Here is a 15,755-nt window from a genome sequence, read left to right on the forward strand (position 1 = left end):
TGCAGTCGCGTCATGACTGTTGTGTTGCGGTGTAGCGATTACTGCTGCACAAAACCGATCTTCTTCATCTGAGCGTTCTTCGCGGCGGCCAGAACCTTGGCCATCACGTCGTACTCGGAATCCGGGCTGGCGTCGATGCGCAGTTCCGGCTGGTTGGTCGGGTCACGCTGGACCTCCTGCTCCATCCGCTGCTGCAGCTCGCTGGTATTGATCGGGCTGTTGTTCCACGAGACCTGGTTGCTGGCGTCGATCTTCAGTTCGATCGGCGGCGGCGGTTCGACCAGCTGCGGCGGTGGGTTGAGCACGCGCTGCGGCAGGTCCACGGCGATCGGGTACGTCATGATCGGCGCGGTCACGATGAAGATGATCAGCAGAACCAGCATCACGTCCACGAGGGGCGTGACGTTGATGTCTGCCATGGGGCCCTTGCCACCACCACTACTGAATGCCATGGCTTATTGCCCCTTTTCTTTGGTCGCGACGAAGCCGACGTCCAGCATGCCCTGCTCCTGCGCGACCTTGGTCAGGTCGTTGATGACGCGCATCTTGGTGGTGCGGTCACCACGCAGGTTCAGCGGCGGCTGCGGGGTCTGCTGGGCGGCGGTCGCCAAGCGCGACTCGAGAGTCTGCTTGTTGATTTCTTCGTCGTTCCAGTAGATCGAGCCGTCTTCCTTGACTGCCAGGGTGATCGGTCCGGAACGCTTTTCAGCGTCTTCCGGCTTCTGGATCAGGTTGGCTTCCGGCAGATCCACCTTGACCTTGTGGGACATCAGGGGCGCCGTGATGATGAAGATGATCAGCAGCACCAGCATCACGTCCACGAGGGGCGTAACGTTGATGTCGGCCATGGGGCCGCCGCTGTTACCACTACTGAAAGCCATAACGGGCTCCGTCTAGATCTTGGTGACTACTTACGTTCGTCGCTGGGTGACGCGCGCCGCAATTAGCGGACGCGCGAGCCGGTGGCGAAGAAGTCGTGCAGGTCGTGCGCGAAGGTATCGAACTTGCTGATGGTCGCGCTGTTGATCTTGCTGAAGAAGTTGAAGGCGAACACGGCCGGGATTGCGACGAACAGACCGATCGCGGTCATGATCAGCGCTTCACCCACCGGGCCGGCAACGGCGTCGATCGAAGCGGAGCCGGTGGCACCGATCTTGATCAGCGCGCCGTAGATGCCCCACACGGTACCCAGCAGACCGACGAACGGAGCGGTTGCACCGACGGTGGCCAGCAGGGTCATGCCCGACTGCAGCTTGTTGCTTTCACGGGTCACGGCCTGACGCAGGGCGCGGTCGACGAACTCCGAACGGCTCAGGTTCTCACCGACGCCGCCGGTGGCGCCGCCTTCAGCGCGCTGGTGGTGGGCAGCAGCCTGGGCAGCGTCCAGGGCGATCTTCGAGAACGGCTCGGAAGCCGGCTGCTCTTCCATCGCACGGATGGCGTCCTGCGCGTTCGGGGTATCCCAGAACAGGCTGACGACGCGATCAGCGGCGCTCTTCAGGCGGGTAGCACGGAAGATGTTGATGACGGTCCAGTACCAGGACATGGCCGACATGACGACCAGGGTCAGCAGCACGACCCAGGAAACCGCGAAATCACCCGGCTTGGTGGTCATTTCGTGGATCAGGTGCTCGAAGCCCATCTGCGACAGGGCGTTGGACGGATTGCCCCCGGCAGCAGCGGCGATGAAAATTTCCTGCAGCATGACGCTTACCTTTGTTGTGTGTGGTGATAAAGGGTGTAGCTAAGCTAAACAATCGAACCGGGAGCGGGGGTGGCCAGGCGGCCACCCGGTCGCATCAGTTCAGCGCAAAGTTGACCGGGACGCGAACGCGACCTGCCGCCTTCTTACCGCCAGATTCAGCGGCGTTGAAGCGCCACTTGCGAGCTGCTTCCATCGCAGCACGGTCCAGGTCACGGTTACGGCTGGACTTTTCCACCGTGACATTGGTGACGTTGCCGTTGGCATCGACATCAATGATCAGGATCACTTCGCCTTGGATACCGGCGCGGAAGGCTGCCGGCGGGTAGCGCGGCGGATTCATGGCCTTCGACGAAATGTCCACGCTGGCCTCGATCGAGGTCGCAGGTGCCGGCGGCGCAGGCGGCGACGGCGGGGTGACGATATCGTTCGGGCGCGGCTCCGGCACGTCCACGACCGGCGCCTGCGGCGGCGGCGGGACCGGCGACGGCTTCGGCGGCGACAGATTCTTCACCGGCGGCGGCGGAGTATCGGTCGGCGGCGGCGGCGGCGGCGGCGGGGGCGGCGGCGGCGGCGCATCGACGATGGTCACCATGACGTTGCGCTCCTTCTCCGCGACGGCCTTGGGAGCCACGGCGGGGATGAGGAGCATCATGAAGGCGGCCAGATGCAGGGCAATTACAAACGCGATGCCGACGATGCGAGGCCAGCTCAGCCCCTTGTCATCGGGTTGTTCGTACCGGTGAACGACTAGTTGTTCCGTCATGCGCCAAGAGCTCAATAGTGGGGCCGGGATGCCGGGGGCGGAATCCCTGATCAGCGGTGCATGACACCGCAGGAACCTCCAAGCTTATACCAATCCTGAGCGCCTGCGCATCAACTGAGCAGGCATTCAGGCGTTATTCCTACTTACTTCAGGTTGATGATTTTTTTGGCATCAGCCTGGTTCTTCACACCCTTCGCCAGCGCCTGCTGGGCGGCCTGCTTGGCCTCCGGGATGCGACCCTCGGCATGCAGGACGCGTGCCAGGTTCAGGTAGGTCTCACCGTCCTTGGACAGCGGGGCAGCCTTCTGCCACGCATCGATCGCCTGCGGCACCTGGTCGGAGTAGTAGTAGGACTGGGCCAGCGCCAGGTAGACCTGGTAGTCCGGCTTCAGAATGCCCTTCTGCAACCCTTCGTTGATGACCGCGATGACGTCCTTTTCCTTGTGTTCGGTGTTGGCATAGATCGAGTACAGCTGCTTGTACTCGCGCTCTTCGGTGAGCTGGCCGCTGCTGCGCAGCTTGTCCATCACCGCAGCGGCCTTGTCCATCTGGTCGGCCTGCATGTACATGCTGGCGAGGTTCAGCTGGGCCTTCTTGTCGTTCGGGTTCTTGGCGGCCAGGGCCTCGGCTTCCTTGACCGCTTCACCGGACTGGCCGGCTTCGGACAGAGCCGCCATCAGCAGCTGGTTCCAGTTGTCCTTCGGTTCGGCGGAACCGGCGATGGCCTGCTTCAGCACCGGGATCGCTTCCTGGTAGCGCTCCAGCTGGTACAGCGCCTGGCCCTTGGCGATCAGTTCTTCCGGCTTGGTCGACTTGCTCTCGGCGAAGTACTTGTCGAGGGTGGCCAGGCCTTCGGCGGTCTTGTCTTCCTGCAGCTCCAGCTGGCCCAGCATCAGCATCGACTGGAAGTGGCCGTTGTTGTCCAGGCCGTTGAACTGCAGGACCTGCTTCAGGTAGGCGATCGCCGCCGGGGTGTCGTCGGTCTGGTAGGCGGCCTGCGAGGCCAGCTGCGCAGCCAGCGACTTGTCGTACTCGTTCGCGGCGCTGTCAGCCAGGATCGCATCGGCCTGGGTGCGGGTCTCCGGGAACTTTTCCTTGTTATAGCTGTCGATCATTTTCTGCAGCTTGCTGCCCAGCTTGGCCGAAGCCTTGACCGTCGGCTCCTGGCGGGTCGCGTTCGGGTACAGCACCTCGGCCTTGGCCTGCTTGCCGCCGCGGTTGCCGCGCTCGGACGAGCGCGAGGACTGCGCGAAGGCATCGGTGACCACGGCGCCGGTCAGGGCGGTCGCGACGAGGACGGAAAGCACAGCTTTGTGGTTACGGAAAATCATCGTTCACCTCGATCGAACCGCCGGTTAGCGGCAAAGTCGGACTGTCAGAAAAATCTGAGCCGCCAAACGTATCAGAAACAGATGGCGTGAGAAATCGTTTTATGTGCTGCACTACAGCATAGAACTGCGCACTCATCCGCACTTTGGCCGCAGTCCGGCGGCCTGCGCCTGCTCGTAGACCGGCGTCAGTGCCGGCGCATCGCGTCGCAGTTCTTGGATCCGGTTGGCCGGATCGGGGTGGGTGGACAGCCATTGTGGGCTGCGACCGCCGCTGGCCGCCATCATGTTCTGCCACAGATCGACCGCCTGCGCCGGGTTGAAACCGGCCTGGGCCATCAGTCGCTGGCCGATCACGTCAGCCTCGCTTTCCTGGGTGCGCGAGCCCGGCAGCAGGAAGGCGGTCTGCGCACCCATGCCACCGAGCTGGTTGACGGTGCTGGCGGCGCCTTCGCCGTAAGCGGCTCCGGCCAGGGCACCGAGCACGGCCAGGCCGGTCTGGGCGCCCATCTGGCGGGTGATGCGCTCTTCGTGGTGGCGGGCGATGACGTGGCCGATTTCATGGCCGATCACGGCAGCCAACTGGTCCTGGTTCTTGGCCACGGTGAAGATGCCGGTGTTCACACCAACCTTGCCACCGGGCAGAGCGAACGCGTTGGGTTCCTTGTCGACGAACACCGCGGTTTCCCACCGTACGCCACGGTATTGAGGCGGCAGCTGCGCGACCAGCGCATTGACCACACATTGCACGTAGCCGTTCTGGCGACCGTCGGTGCTGATCTTTTGCTTCTGCTTGGTTTCAGCGAACGCCTGCGCGCCGAGCTGATCCAGCTGTGCCTGCGATACGCCGCCCACCATCTGCCGACGGCCGGTGGGCGAGGTCGTGGTCGCGCAGGCGCTGACCAGGGTGGTGATGACAAGGGCCAGCAGCAGTTGTTTCATGGAAGCTCCCCCGTGTTCATGTGCGCAGTGTGTCGGGTTGCGGCTTAATCTTTCGTCAAGCGGGCACGGCGTTACGTTGACCCCAGGAACACCATCGCGGCAAGTGCCACCGCGTTGTTCAGCGCATGCGCGGTGATCGCCGCCCACAACGTGCCGGTGCGCTTGTAGAGCCAGCAGAACGCAGCGCCCATGCCGCCATAGACCAGCCACAACTGGGCCATTCCCAGCAGCGAATTCCTGCTCAGTCCGGGGACTTCATGGACCAGCGCGAAGGCCAGGCTGCTGAGGAGGATGCCCAGCCAGGGGCGGCCTGCCTGCCAGAGGCGCCCGAACAGCACGCGTCGGAACAGCAGCTCCTCGTAGGCCGGGGCCAGCACCACCGCGAACAGGACCAGGAACAGCGGGAAACGCGCGATTGCGTTCTGCATCAGTTCCACGTTGGTCGGTACCGGCTCGATGCCGAACTGCTTGGCCAGGAAGGCGATGCCGTTGCTGCCGATCACGATCAGCGTGGCCACCAGCAGCGTCCAGCCCCAGGTCGAGGGACGGCGCAGTGCCTGGCGGGAGGCGAGGCGTTCGCCTGCGTTGGCGGGACGCCGCAGGAAGTACAGCAGCAGGGCCGCGCCACCGGTGGCGATCAACGCCATCAGGATCTGCGCCAGGGCGCCTGGCTGGCCCACCGCCGCGCCGACAGCGTCGGGCGACAGCGCGCCACCATTGGCCGCCGCGTTGGCGCGGCTGACCACGATCGCGCGATAGAACCCCCACAACAGGCCGGTCGCCATGCTCAAGCCGAACAGGGTAACGGCGGCAATGCCCAGATCGATGAAGAAGCCCGCCAATGCGGAACCGGCACGCGGCGCGGCCGAGGCCGGCGGAATCGGGGGCGGGGCGGAAACCGGGGCGGATGCGGACATCGGGTACCTGCGTTCAAGGATCGAAGGCCGGTGCGCCTCCCCGCGCACCGGCCATCACCGGATTGTGTCAGATATCCAGGTTGGCGACCTTCAGCGCGTTGTCCTCGATGAAATCGCGACGCGGTTCGACGACATCGCCCATCAGGGTGCTGAAGATCTGGTCGGCCGCGACAGCGTCTTCGATGCGCACCTGCAGCAGTCGGCGGGTTTCCGGGTTCACGGTGGTGTCCCACAGCTGCTCCGGATTCATTTCACCCAGACCCTTGAATCGCTGGATCTGGCGGCCGCGCTTGGCCTCTTCGAGCAACCAGTTCTGCGCCTTGGCAAAGCTGTCCACTTCAATCGACTTGGCGCCGCGGGAGATGGTCGCACCTTCGCGGACCAGGCCATGCAGCAGCTTGGATGCCTGGTGGATCGCGCGCAGTTCACCACTCTCGAACGCCGACATGGGCAGGACCTGGATATGCTGTTCGCCCATGTGGCGACGGGTGACCAGCACAGCTGCGGGGCGCTCATCGTTCGGCTCCTGCAGTTCCAGGCTGAAGCGCGGGCTGCCCAGGCTGCCCTGGTTGAGGCGCTTGGCCAGCGCATCCAGGCCTTCGCCTTCGCCGGCATTGCGCAGGCTCTCCAGGTCCATCGGCACGAAATCGACCAGCGCTTCCAGCAGGTTGCGGTCATAGCGGTGGGCGTTGCGCTCGATGGAATCGAGGGCAGCGGCGTAGGCCAACAGCAGCTTCTCCAGCGCCAGGCCTTCGATGCCCGGTTCGCCGGTGGCAGGCACCAACGCAGCGTTTTCCACCGCGCTGCTGGCCAGGTAGCTGTCCAGCGCCGGGTCGTCCTTCAGGTACAGCTCCTGCTTGCCCTGCTTGATCTTGTACAGCGGCGGCAGGCCGATGTAGACGTAACCGCGCTCGATCAGCTCCGGCATCTGGCGGTAGAAGAACGTCAGCAGCAGGGTGCGGATGTGGGCGCCGTCAACGTCGGCGTCGGTCATGATGATGATCTTGTGGTAACGCAGCTTGTCCGGGTTGTACTCGTCACGGCCGATGCCGGTGCCCAGCGCGGTGATCAGCGTACCGACCTGGTCGGAGGACAGCATGCGGTCGAAACGTGCGCGTTCCACGTTGAGGATCTTGCCGCGCAGCGGCAGCACCGCCTGGTTCTTGCGGTTGCGGCCCTGCTTTGCCGAACCACCTGCCGAGTCACCCTCGACGATGAACAGTTCGGACAGCGCCGGATCCTTCTCCTGGCAGTCCGCCAGCTTGCCCGGCAGGCCGGCGATATCCAGCGCACCCTTGCGGCGGGTCAGGTCGCGGGCCTTGCGCGCCGCTTCACGTGCACGGGCGGCATCGACGATCTTGCCGGCGATCGCCTTGGCTTCGTTCGGGTTCTCCTGCAGGAACTCTTCCAGGCGCGCACCGAAGGCATTTTCCACCGCCGGGCGCACGTCGGAGCTGACCAGCTTTTCCTTGGTCTGGCTGGAGAAGCTCGGGTCCGGCACCTTCACCGACAGCACCGCGATCATGCCTTCGCGCATGTCGTCGCCGGTCAGGTTGATCTTGGCCTGCTTGGCGATGCCGTTCTGCTCGATGTAGTTGTTGAGTACGCGGGTCAGCGCACCGCGGAAACCGGCGAGGTGGGTACCGCCGTCCTTCTGCGGAATGTTGTTCGTGAAGCAGTACATCGTCTCCTGGTAGGAGTCGGTCCACTGCAGCGCCACCTCTACGACGATGCCGTTGTGCTCGCCGGTAACCGAGATGACGTTCGGGTGCAGCGGGGTCTTCAGCTGGGCCAGATGCTCCACGAAGCTGCGGATGCCGCCTTCGTAGTGGAAGTCATCGCGGCGGCCATCGCCACGCTCATCCGTAAGGACGATCTTGACGCCGGAATTCAGGAACGACAGTTCGCGCAGGCGGCGGGCCAGGATGTCGTAGTGGAATTCCACGTTGCCGTGGAAGGCGACGGTCGACGGCCAGAAGCGCACGGTGGTGCCACGCTTGGTGGTAGCTTCCAGCTTGGCCAGCGCGGTCACTGCGGCGCCGTTGCTGAATTCCTGCTGGTAGTGGGAGCCGTTCTGGAACACGTCGACCAGCAGCTTCTGCGACAACGCGTTGACCACGCTGACGCCGACGCCGTGCAGGCCGCCCGAAACCTTGTAGCTGTTGTCGTCGAACTTGCCGCCTGCGTGCAGGACGGTCATGACGACTTCGGCCGCAGACACTTCGCGACCGAGCTTGGCACTCATCTGCTCGTGCTTGCCGGTCGGGATACCACGGCCGTTGTCGGATACCGAGACCGAGCCATCGGCGTGGATCGTTACGGCAACATGGTCGGCGTGGCCGGCCAGGGCTTCGTCGATCGAGTTGTCGACGACCTCGAACACCATGTGGTGCAGACCGGTGCCGTCATGCACGTCGCCGATGTACATGCCGGGACGCTTGCGGACAGCCTCCAGGCCTTCCAGGGCGGTAATGCTGTTGGCGTCGTAATTGCCGTTGTTTGCCGGGGTGTTCTGTTCGTCGCTCATTGCGCTTGCCGTAGGCTCCGCAGGTCGGGCACCGCCTGGGGCGATGCGCCGAGAATGAAAGGATTCCAACCCGAATTATACCAGCCGGGGTCGTGCGGCCCTGGTGTGCCCACTATGGCACAGCCACGATCTGTGCATGTTCCACGTGGAACCGGGCGATCTGGGTCAAGTCCTGCAGCGCCGCCGGGGTTTCGGTGGCGGTGATGAAGATCTGTGCCGGGCCATTGAGCAGGCGCTCCAGTACCCGCGCCTGATGGGTGCGATCCAGCTCGGAGGCAAGATCATCGAGCGCGATCACGGGCCACTCGCCGCGCTGCTCCGCATAGTCCTCGGCCTGTGCCAGCAGACAGGCCAATGCCGTCAGCTTGGCCTGGCCCCGCGACAGCGCATCGCGGCCCGGAATGCTGTGGAAATCCACACTCCAGTCCGCCCGATGGGGTCCCACCGAGGTATAGCCAGCCTGCCGGTCGCGTTCACGGGCCAGAAGCAGGGCATCGGCCAGCGGAAGCTCATGCCGACGCCAGCCCGGACTCAGATCCAGCCCCTGGATGCCCAGCTGCGGCGCCAGACTGGCAGCCAGCGCCACCGTTCGTTGCTGCAGGCGCTCCAGATAGTGTTGGCGGCGGCTGGTCAGCGGTTCCCCGGCCTCGGCCAGCTCGTGATCCCAGCTATCGAGCATCCGCGACGGCCCACCCTGCTTGAGCAGGGCATTGCGCTGCTTCAGCGCCCGTGAGTAACGGCGCCACAGGGAAAGGAAATCCGGTTCCACGTGGAACAAGCCCCAATCGAGAAAGCGCCGGCGGGGCTCGCCACCACCGCTGACAAGGGCATGGCTGCCCGGCTCGAACGTCACGACTGCCAGCGCGGCGCACAGATTGCCAAGCTGGGCCACGTCTTCGCCATCCAATCGCCCCTTCCATTCCTGCCCGCTGTGGCGCAGGCCCGCCTTGCGGCGATGCGGTGGGTGATCGGCGCGCTGTTCGTCCCATTCCACGAAGATTTCCAGCGCTTCCTGGCCCTGTCGGATCAGGCCGTCTCGGACCCGACCACGGAAGCTGCGTCCGTAGGCCATCAGATGCAGGGCTTCGAGCACGCTGGTCTTGCCGGCCCCGTTGTCGCCGGTCAGCAGGTTCAAGCCTGGCTGGGGCGACAGGTCCACCGCACTGAAGCGACGCAGGTGATGCAAGGCGAGGCGGCGGATAAGCATGGGGCGCGAAAGACCATCCGCACGGGGCGGTAGCAGGGCAGGGAATCCATCAGCTTACTGCATCGGTCAAGCCGGGCGCGGGGTCGCGCAGGTCAAGCCGAAGATGCTGCTTCTGCGCCCATCAATGGACGCGTTCCACGTGGAATGCGGTGACGCGCCCACGCGTGCAGGGCTGAAATGGCCCGGAATTTCTTCAAATCTGCGCGGGGTTCCAGGGTCCAGGCCCTCAGATTTCGACGATTTCGCAGGCACTGCAGGGCCCTCCTGGGGCACCTCGCGGATGATGTCGACGGATGATCCCGCCGATTCCTTCAAATCTGCGACCCGATGCCCCGCAGGGTTCCACAGATTTCAAGAAATTCAGGACGCTTGTTCCACGCTGTCCACAGCAGGTCTGTATGACTTATACACAAGGTATGGGCAATCTGTGGATAAAAAAGCCCTTTTGCTCCGCCCCAGAAACTATCCACAGGTTCCCCCCCAGCCCGAGGGCCCTCTATACAGGGGGTTTCAGACTCACAATTCTCTTTGAAAACAAAGAGATAATGTATTTTTCCACGAAATCTGGCTCTACCATCACCACCATGCTTTAGATTTATACCCAGATTTAGAAGCTAGGCCCGCCCCAGACTGCCGCCAAGGCGGCCTGTGGACAGTGTCGTTTGCAGAAGCGGAGACCTGCTCCCGCGGAATATGACCTGCTGCGTCCGATATCGAAGATCAGGACAGCGAAGTGGGAATGAGAAAAGGCCGCTGCCAGAACCGCGATTGCCTGAAGCCTGGCAGGCACCCCAAGGCGAACTTCCAACATCCAGCATTCCGGAGTTGCCTCCAGCAAACGAGATCAAGCGGGTCTCGGCCGGGCAGGGTACGTCCGGGCTTTCTCCGATACGGATCGGCAATGCTCCACGTGGAACATAAAAAAAACGCCCGGGAGGTCCCGGGCGCTTCTGGGTTCCACGTGAAACAGCGCTTCCGTCAGAGACGCAGCGGCATCACCACGTGACGTGACTTCTCGCTGCTGGATTCACGCACCAGCGCAGACGAGTTCGAATCGCGCAGCTGGATGATGACTTCCTCGTCGCGCAGCGCAGACAGGGCGTCCAGCAGGTAGTTCACGTTGAAGCCGATGGCCAGGTCACTGACCGTGGTATCCGCTTCGATCTCTTCCTGGGCTTCTTCCTGCTCCGGGTTGTGCGCGCTGATCTTCAGGTTGCCCGGCGAGACTTCCACGCGGATGCCGCGGTACTTCTCGTTGGACAGGATCGCGGCACGCTGCAGCGACGCACGCAGGGCTTCACGGTCTACCTTCACTTCGCGGTCGGCGCCGATCGGGATCACCGCTTCGTAATCCGGGAAACGACCGTCGATCAGCTTCGAGGTGAAGGTGACATCGTCGCGCTTGACGCGGACGTGGCTGCGGCCGACTTCCAGCTCGATCTCGCGATCACCGCTTTCCAGCAGACGCTGCAGTTCGGTCACGCCCTTGCGCGGCACGATGATCTGGCGCTTGGAACCGCTGGGCTTGGCCAGGTCGGTTTCACACAGGGCCAGGCGATGGCCATCGGTGGCGACGGTACGCAGGGCATCACCGCGCAGGTCGAACAGCAGGCCGTTGAGGTAATAGCGCACGTCCTGCTGAGCCATCGCGAACGCCGTGCGTTCGATCAGTTCCTTCAGGGTCGCTTCGCCAATGGCCACGCGCTCGGTGGCTTCCACTTCATCCACCGACGGGAAGTCGTTGGAGGGCAGGGTCGCCAGCGTGAAGCGGCTGCGGCCAGCCTGCACGGTGATCTTGTCACCGGTCTGCGAGACGGTGATCCGGCTGCCGTCGGGCAGGGCGCGGATGATCTCGAACAGCTTGCGGGCGGGAATGGTGGTTTCGCCGTCCTGGGCGTCTTCAACCGCGATCCGCGACACCATCTCCACTTCCAGGTCGGTACCGGTCAGCGACAGCTGGCCGTTCTGCACCTGGACCAGGAAATTGGCCAGGACCGGAAGGGTCTGGCGGCGTTCGACCACGTTGACGACCTGTGCCAACGGCTTGAGAAAGGCTTCGCGCTGCAGTGTGAAACGCATGTGGTTCCGTGCCCCTATGCTTTAAAAAAATGTGGAATAAATCAAAAGCTTGGTGGTGCTGGTAGAGACAGAATCGCTGGAAAACAACGCTAAGTCTTTGTAAATAAAAGAATTTCAGAGCTCGAAACCCTCTGTATTACCGACCCCCAGGGGGTGGGGAAAGCTGTGGATAAATTCGGCGCGATTTCAAACGCCATTTTTATCCACAACGTGTCCCGCGCTTGCTACCGGATTCTGCACCGTTTTGTGCGATGACGCCTCATCGGCATCCGTGCATCATTCGCTCAGCTTCCGGATCAGCTTGTCCCAGTCCTCGCGGAGCTTGCCGTCGGTTTCCATCAGGGTGCGGATCTGGCGGCAGGCATGCAGCACCGTGGTGTGATCACGACCGGCAAAGGCATCGCCGATCTCGGGCAGGCTGTGCTCGGTCAGTTCCTTGGTCAGGGCCATGGCGACCTGGCGCGGACGTGCCAGCGAGCGGGTCCGACGCTTGGACAGCAGATCCTTGATCTGCAGCCCGTAGTAGTCGGCCACGGTTTTCTGGATGTTGGGAATGCTGATCGCCTGCTGCTGGGCGCGCAGCAGGTCGCGCAGGGTTTCCTGAGCGAATTCGGTGGTGATCGCGCGGCCGGTGAAATTGGCACGGGCGGTCAGGGTATTGAGCGCGCCCTCGAGGTCGCGCACGTTGGAGCGCATCTTCTTGGCGATCAGGAACGCAACATCATCGGGAATCTCCGCGCCGCGCTCGCGTGCCTTGGCCAGCACGATCGCTGCGCGCGTCTCGAAGTCCGGCGGTTCGATCGCGACCGACAGGCCCCAGGCAAGCCGCGACTTCAGGCGCGCTTCCAGGCCTTCCACTTCGCGCGGATAGCGGTCACAGGTCAGGATGATCTGCTGCTTGCCATCGAACAATGCGTTGAAGGTGTGGAAGAACTCTTCCTGGGTGCGGTCCTTGCCGGCGAAGAACTGGATGTCATCGATCAGCAGCGCGTCGACCTGCTGGAACTGGCGCTTGAACTGATCCATGGTCTTTTCCTGCAGGGCCCGGATCATCGCGCTGAAGAACTGTTCAGAACGCAGGTACAGCACCTTCGCGCCCGGATTGGCCTGGCGCATGGCGTTGCCGGCAGCGAACATCAGGTGGGTCTTGCCCAGGCCGGTGCCTCCGTACAGCAGCAGCGGATTGTGCGCGCGGTCGCCCGGTTTCTGCGCTGCCTGGAAGGCGGCGGCCAGGCCCAGCTGATTGCTGCGGCCTTCAACGAAGTTGGCGAAGGTGTAGTGATTGTCCAGGTTGCCGGCAAACGGCACCTGCGGTTCGCTGGAAACATGCGCCGATGACGTGGAAACCGGCGCGTTCTGCGCCTCCACAGGGCGCGGGCGCGAGCCGATTTCAAGAAAAACGTCGCTGAAGCCGGCGAAATGCGCCAGCAGTTCGCGGATCCGGGCCAGGTACAGCTCGCGGACCTGGTCGACGATGAAGGCATTCGGTGCATACAGCACCAGGCTGTCCACGCGCAGATCGGCCTGCAGCGGCTTCAACCAGGTATGAACGTCTTCCGGCGGGAACTCCGCTTCGAGGCGCTCGAGACTACGGGACCAAGCATCCATCAGCAATAATCGTCCGGTGGCCGGGGCATGGACGCGACAAGGCGCCCGAACACAGGCCTGAAAGGGGGGAAATGGATGGCTCAGACTACCACCGAGCGCCCGCCTTCGGAATGCTTGTCCCCTACTTATTCACAAAAACATCCACAGCTATTGCACAGCCCGGTGAATTCGCGTAGCTGCCAGGGGTTGACTTGGGGCGGGGTACCTCTCTAGAATTTCCGGTTCTTTCCGTCCCATTCATACGAGAGGCCCCCAATGGCCACGAAGCGCACCTACCAGCCCAGCAACCTCAAGCGTAAGCGCGACCACGGCTTCCGTGCCCGTATGAAGACCGCTGACGGCCGCAAGATCCTGTCGCGTCGCCGCGCCAAGGGCCGCAAAGTCCTGAGCGCCTGATTGCCATGCCGCACATCGCGGCAGACGCAATCCCTTCGACAGTGAATACTGCAGACCCGCGCAAGCGATTCCCTCGCTCTGCGCGGGTTCGCACGCGTGCCGAATACTCAACGGTCTTCAACGGCGCCCGCCGTGTGTCCGATCCGCTGATGACCCTGCACTGGCTGCCGGCTGACCGGCCGGCCAGGCTGGGTCTGGCGGTTTCCCGCAAGGTTGATCCGAACGCCGTCGGGCGTAACCGGATCAAGCGCGTCCTGCGCGACATCCTGCGTCAGACACGTACCGACATCCAGCCAGGCGACTTCGTCGTCGTGGCTCGTAGTGCTGCGCGTTCCGCCAGCAACGACGAGATCCGCCAGGCCTTCCTGCGCCTGCTGCGTCGCCTGCGTGCATTGCCCGCGCCGGGCGTGGACGGCACAATGCCGCCGCCTGATGGCATCGCAACTCCTTCTTTGACCGAGCCGGCATCGCGTCCCGGCCCCGCCGAGCCTGTCCGCTGATGAACCAGACCCGCGTATTCCTCATTTTTGCCTGGCTGATGGTGGCCGTGCTGCTGTGGATGGAGTGGAGCCGTGAAAAGGCTGCTCCGACCCCGGCACCGACGACCACGTCGGCCCCGGCCGCCGCACAGAGTGTTCCGGGCGCGACCCCGGGCGCCATCCCCAGCGCGCAGGTGCCGGGTGCCCCGGGCCAGGCCGCTGCGCAGGCCCAGGCCAGCGCCACCCCGGCCAGCCAGCGCGTGACCGTCACCACCGACGTGCTGCGCCTGGTGCTGGACGGCGGCCGCGTGCTCGACGCCGAGCTGCTGCAGTTCCCGCAGACCAAGGACGAAGGCAGCCCGCCGGTCCGCCTGCTGACCGAAGACCCCGCGCATCCGTACAGCGCGATCAGTGGCTGGGCCAGCGAAGACAAGAACACCCCGGTCCCCGGCGCCGACGGCTTCAAGCTGGTCGGTGACACCAGGGACTTCGTGCTGGCCAAGGGCCAGAACGAGCTGCAGATCCCGTTCGTGTGGACCGCCGACAACGGTGTGACCATCAAGCGCACCCTGACCGTCTCGCGCAACGAGTACGCCGTGCGCTTCAAGGACGAAGTCAGCAACACCGGCGCCGCGCCGTGGAACGGCTACGTCTACCGCACCCTGGACCGCACCCCGACCATCCTGTCGCGGAGCATGACCAATCCGGATTCGTTCAGCTTCAACGGCGCCACCTGGTACGACAACGACAAGAAGTACCAGCGTCGTGCGTTCAAGGACTACCTGGAAGACGGCACGCTGAACCAGAACATCACCGGCGGCTGGCTGGCGATGCTGCAGCACCACTTCTTCACCGCCTGGATTCCGCAGAAGGACCAGACCGCCCACTACGTGCTGTCGCAGGTGGCCGGTCGTGACCTGATCGAAGCGCGTGGCCCGGCCTTCACCGTGGCCCCGGGCCAGTCCACCAGCACCGAGGCCCGCCTGTGGGTGGGCCCGAAGCTGGTGAACCAGATCGCCAAGGAAGACGTGCCGGGCCTGGACCGCGTGGTCGACTACAGCCGCTTCTCGATGATGGCGGTGATCGGCCAGGGTCTGTTCTGGGTGCTGAACCAGGTGCACAAGCTGGTCGGCAACTGGGGCTGGGCGATCGTGGGCCTGGTGGTGCTGCTGAAGCTGGTGCTGTATCCGCTGTCCGCCACGCAGTACAAGAGCGGTGCCAAGATGCGTCGCTTCCAGCCGCGCATCGCGCAGCTGAAGGAACGCTACGGCGATGACCGCCAGAAGTTCCAGACCGCGATGATGGAGCTGTACAAGAAGGAAAAGATCAATCCGATGGGCGGCTGCCTGCCGATCCTCATCCAGATGCCGATCTTCTTCGCCCTGTACTGGGTGCTGGTGGAATCGGTCGAACTGCGCCAGGCGCCCTGGTTCGGCTGGATCCAGGACCTGACCGCACGCGACCCGTACTTCATCCTGCCGGTGATCAACGTGGCGGTGATGTGGTTCACCCAGAAGCTGACCCCGGCACCGGGCATGGACCCGATGCAGCAGAAGATGATGCAGTTCATGCCGCTGGTGTTCGGCGTCATGATGGCCTTCATGCCGTCCGGCCTGGTCCTGTACTGGGTGGTCAACGGCGGCCTGGGCCTGCTGCAGCAGTGGTGGATGACCAAGCGCCATGGCGGCGAGCCGGTCCCGGCCACCACCGCGCCGGCCCCGGTCAAGAAGAAGTAATCCCGACCTGTAGAGTCGACTGTCAGTCGACTGGCAGTAGAGCAGTCGACCAACAGTCGACCCTACTA

The 15,755-nt window shown here is 63.7% G+C and carries 14 protein-coding genes; 3 read left to right on the forward strand and 11 right to left on the reverse strand.

The features are described from left to right. Nucleotides 1–38 precede the first annotated feature (38 nt). The 11 genes from AC5P8Z_RS15285 to dnaA form a co-directional block, all read right to left on the reverse strand. Entirely contained in the window at nucleotides 39–452 is a 414-nt protein-coding gene (locus tag AC5P8Z_RS15285; protein ID WP_005411740.1) for an ExbD/TolR family protein, read from the reverse strand. Nucleotides 453–455: 3 nt separating this feature from the next. Next, a complete protein-coding gene (locus tag AC5P8Z_RS15290) occupies nucleotides 456–881 on the reverse strand; it encodes an ExbD/TolR family protein (RefSeq protein WP_005411739.1) in 426 nt (141 codons plus the stop codon). Nucleotides 882–943: 62 nt separating this feature from the next. Continuing rightward, the gene (exbB, locus tag AC5P8Z_RS15295; RefSeq protein ID WP_004132614.1) at nucleotides 944–1,705 is read right to left on the reverse strand and encodes a TonB-system energizer ExbB; all 762 of its coding nucleotides are present in this window, start codon (nucleotides 1,703–1,705) and stop codon (nucleotides 944–946) included. Nucleotides 1,706–1,799: 94 nt separating this feature from the next. Then, the gene (locus AC5P8Z_RS15300; protein ID WP_097048099.1) at nucleotides 1,800–2,468 is read right to left on the reverse strand and encodes an energy transducer TonB; all 669 of its coding nucleotides are present in this window, start codon (nucleotides 2,466–2,468) and stop codon (nucleotides 1,800–1,802) included. A gap of 143 nt (nucleotides 2,469–2,611) precedes the next feature. Further along, entirely contained in the window at nucleotides 2,612–3,799 is a 1,188-nt protein-coding gene (locus tag AC5P8Z_RS15305; RefSeq protein WP_286070452.1) for a tetratricopeptide repeat protein, read from the reverse strand. Nucleotides 3,800–3,931: 132 nt separating this feature from the next. Beyond that, entirely contained in the window at nucleotides 3,932–4,738 is an 807-nt protein-coding gene (locus AC5P8Z_RS15310) for a M48 family metallopeptidase (RefSeq protein ID WP_286070451.1), read from the reverse strand. A gap of 71 nt (nucleotides 4,739–4,809) precedes the next feature. Next, nucleotides 4,810–5,655, reverse strand: a complete 846-nt coding sequence (locus tag AC5P8Z_RS15315; RefSeq protein WP_286070450.1) for a CPBP family intramembrane glutamic endopeptidase — start codon at nucleotides 5,653–5,655, stop codon at nucleotides 4,810–4,812. 67 nt (nucleotides 5,656–5,722) lie between these two features. Next, nucleotides 5,723–8,182 carry a DNA topoisomerase (ATP-hydrolyzing) subunit B gene (gene gyrB, locus AC5P8Z_RS15320; protein WP_286070449.1) on the reverse strand — a complete coding sequence of 820 codons (2,460 nt, stop codon included), beginning with the start codon at nucleotides 8,180–8,182 and terminating at the stop codon, nucleotides 5,723–5,725. A gap of 112 nt (nucleotides 8,183–8,294) precedes the next feature. Then, complete coding sequence (recF, locus tag AC5P8Z_RS15325; RefSeq protein ID WP_495229436.1) at nucleotides 8,295–9,389, reverse strand: DNA replication/repair protein RecF; 1,095 nt, start codon at nucleotides 9,387–9,389, stop codon at nucleotides 8,295–8,297. A 978-nt stretch (nucleotides 9,390–10,367) separates the two neighbouring features. Then, on the reverse strand, nucleotides 10,368–11,468 hold the full coding sequence (gene dnaN / locus AC5P8Z_RS15330) for a DNA polymerase III subunit beta (RefSeq protein ID WP_005411731.1): 1,101 nt from the start codon (nucleotides 11,466–11,468) through the stop codon (nucleotides 10,368–10,370). 276 nt (nucleotides 11,469–11,744) lie between these two features. Continuing rightward, entirely contained in the window at nucleotides 11,745–13,076 is a 1,332-nt protein-coding gene (dnaA, locus tag AC5P8Z_RS15335; RefSeq protein WP_057503118.1) for a chromosomal replication initiator protein DnaA, read from the reverse strand. Between the two features lie 255 nt (nucleotides 13,077–13,331). Here dnaA and rpmH point away from each other — a divergent pair, with 255 nt between their 5' ends. The 3 genes from rpmH to yidC are packed head-to-tail and all read left to right on the forward strand — an operon-like array spanning nucleotide 13,332 to nucleotide 15,687. Then, nucleotides 13,332–13,472 carry a 50S ribosomal protein L34 gene (rpmH, locus tag AC5P8Z_RS15340; RefSeq protein WP_005411729.1) on the forward strand — a complete coding sequence of 47 codons (141 nt, stop codon included), beginning with the start codon at nucleotides 13,332–13,334 and terminating at the stop codon, nucleotides 13,470–13,472. A gap of 5 nt (nucleotides 13,473–13,477) precedes the next feature. Further along, on the forward strand, nucleotides 13,478–13,972 hold the full coding sequence (gene rnpA, locus AC5P8Z_RS15345; RefSeq protein WP_125429104.1) for a ribonuclease P protein component: 495 nt from the start codon (nucleotides 13,478–13,480) through the stop codon (nucleotides 13,970–13,972). Continuing rightward, a complete protein-coding gene (yidC, locus tag AC5P8Z_RS15350) occupies nucleotides 13,972–15,687 on the forward strand; it encodes a membrane protein insertase YidC (RefSeq protein ID WP_286070447.1) in 1,716 nt (571 codons plus the stop codon). Before rnpA ends, yidC begins: the two co-directional genes overlap by 1 nt. The last annotated feature ends 68 nt before the right edge of the window (nucleotides 15,688–15,755 follow it).

This window comes from Stenotrophomonas sp. YJH_SMC_17 (assembly GCF_059371655.1).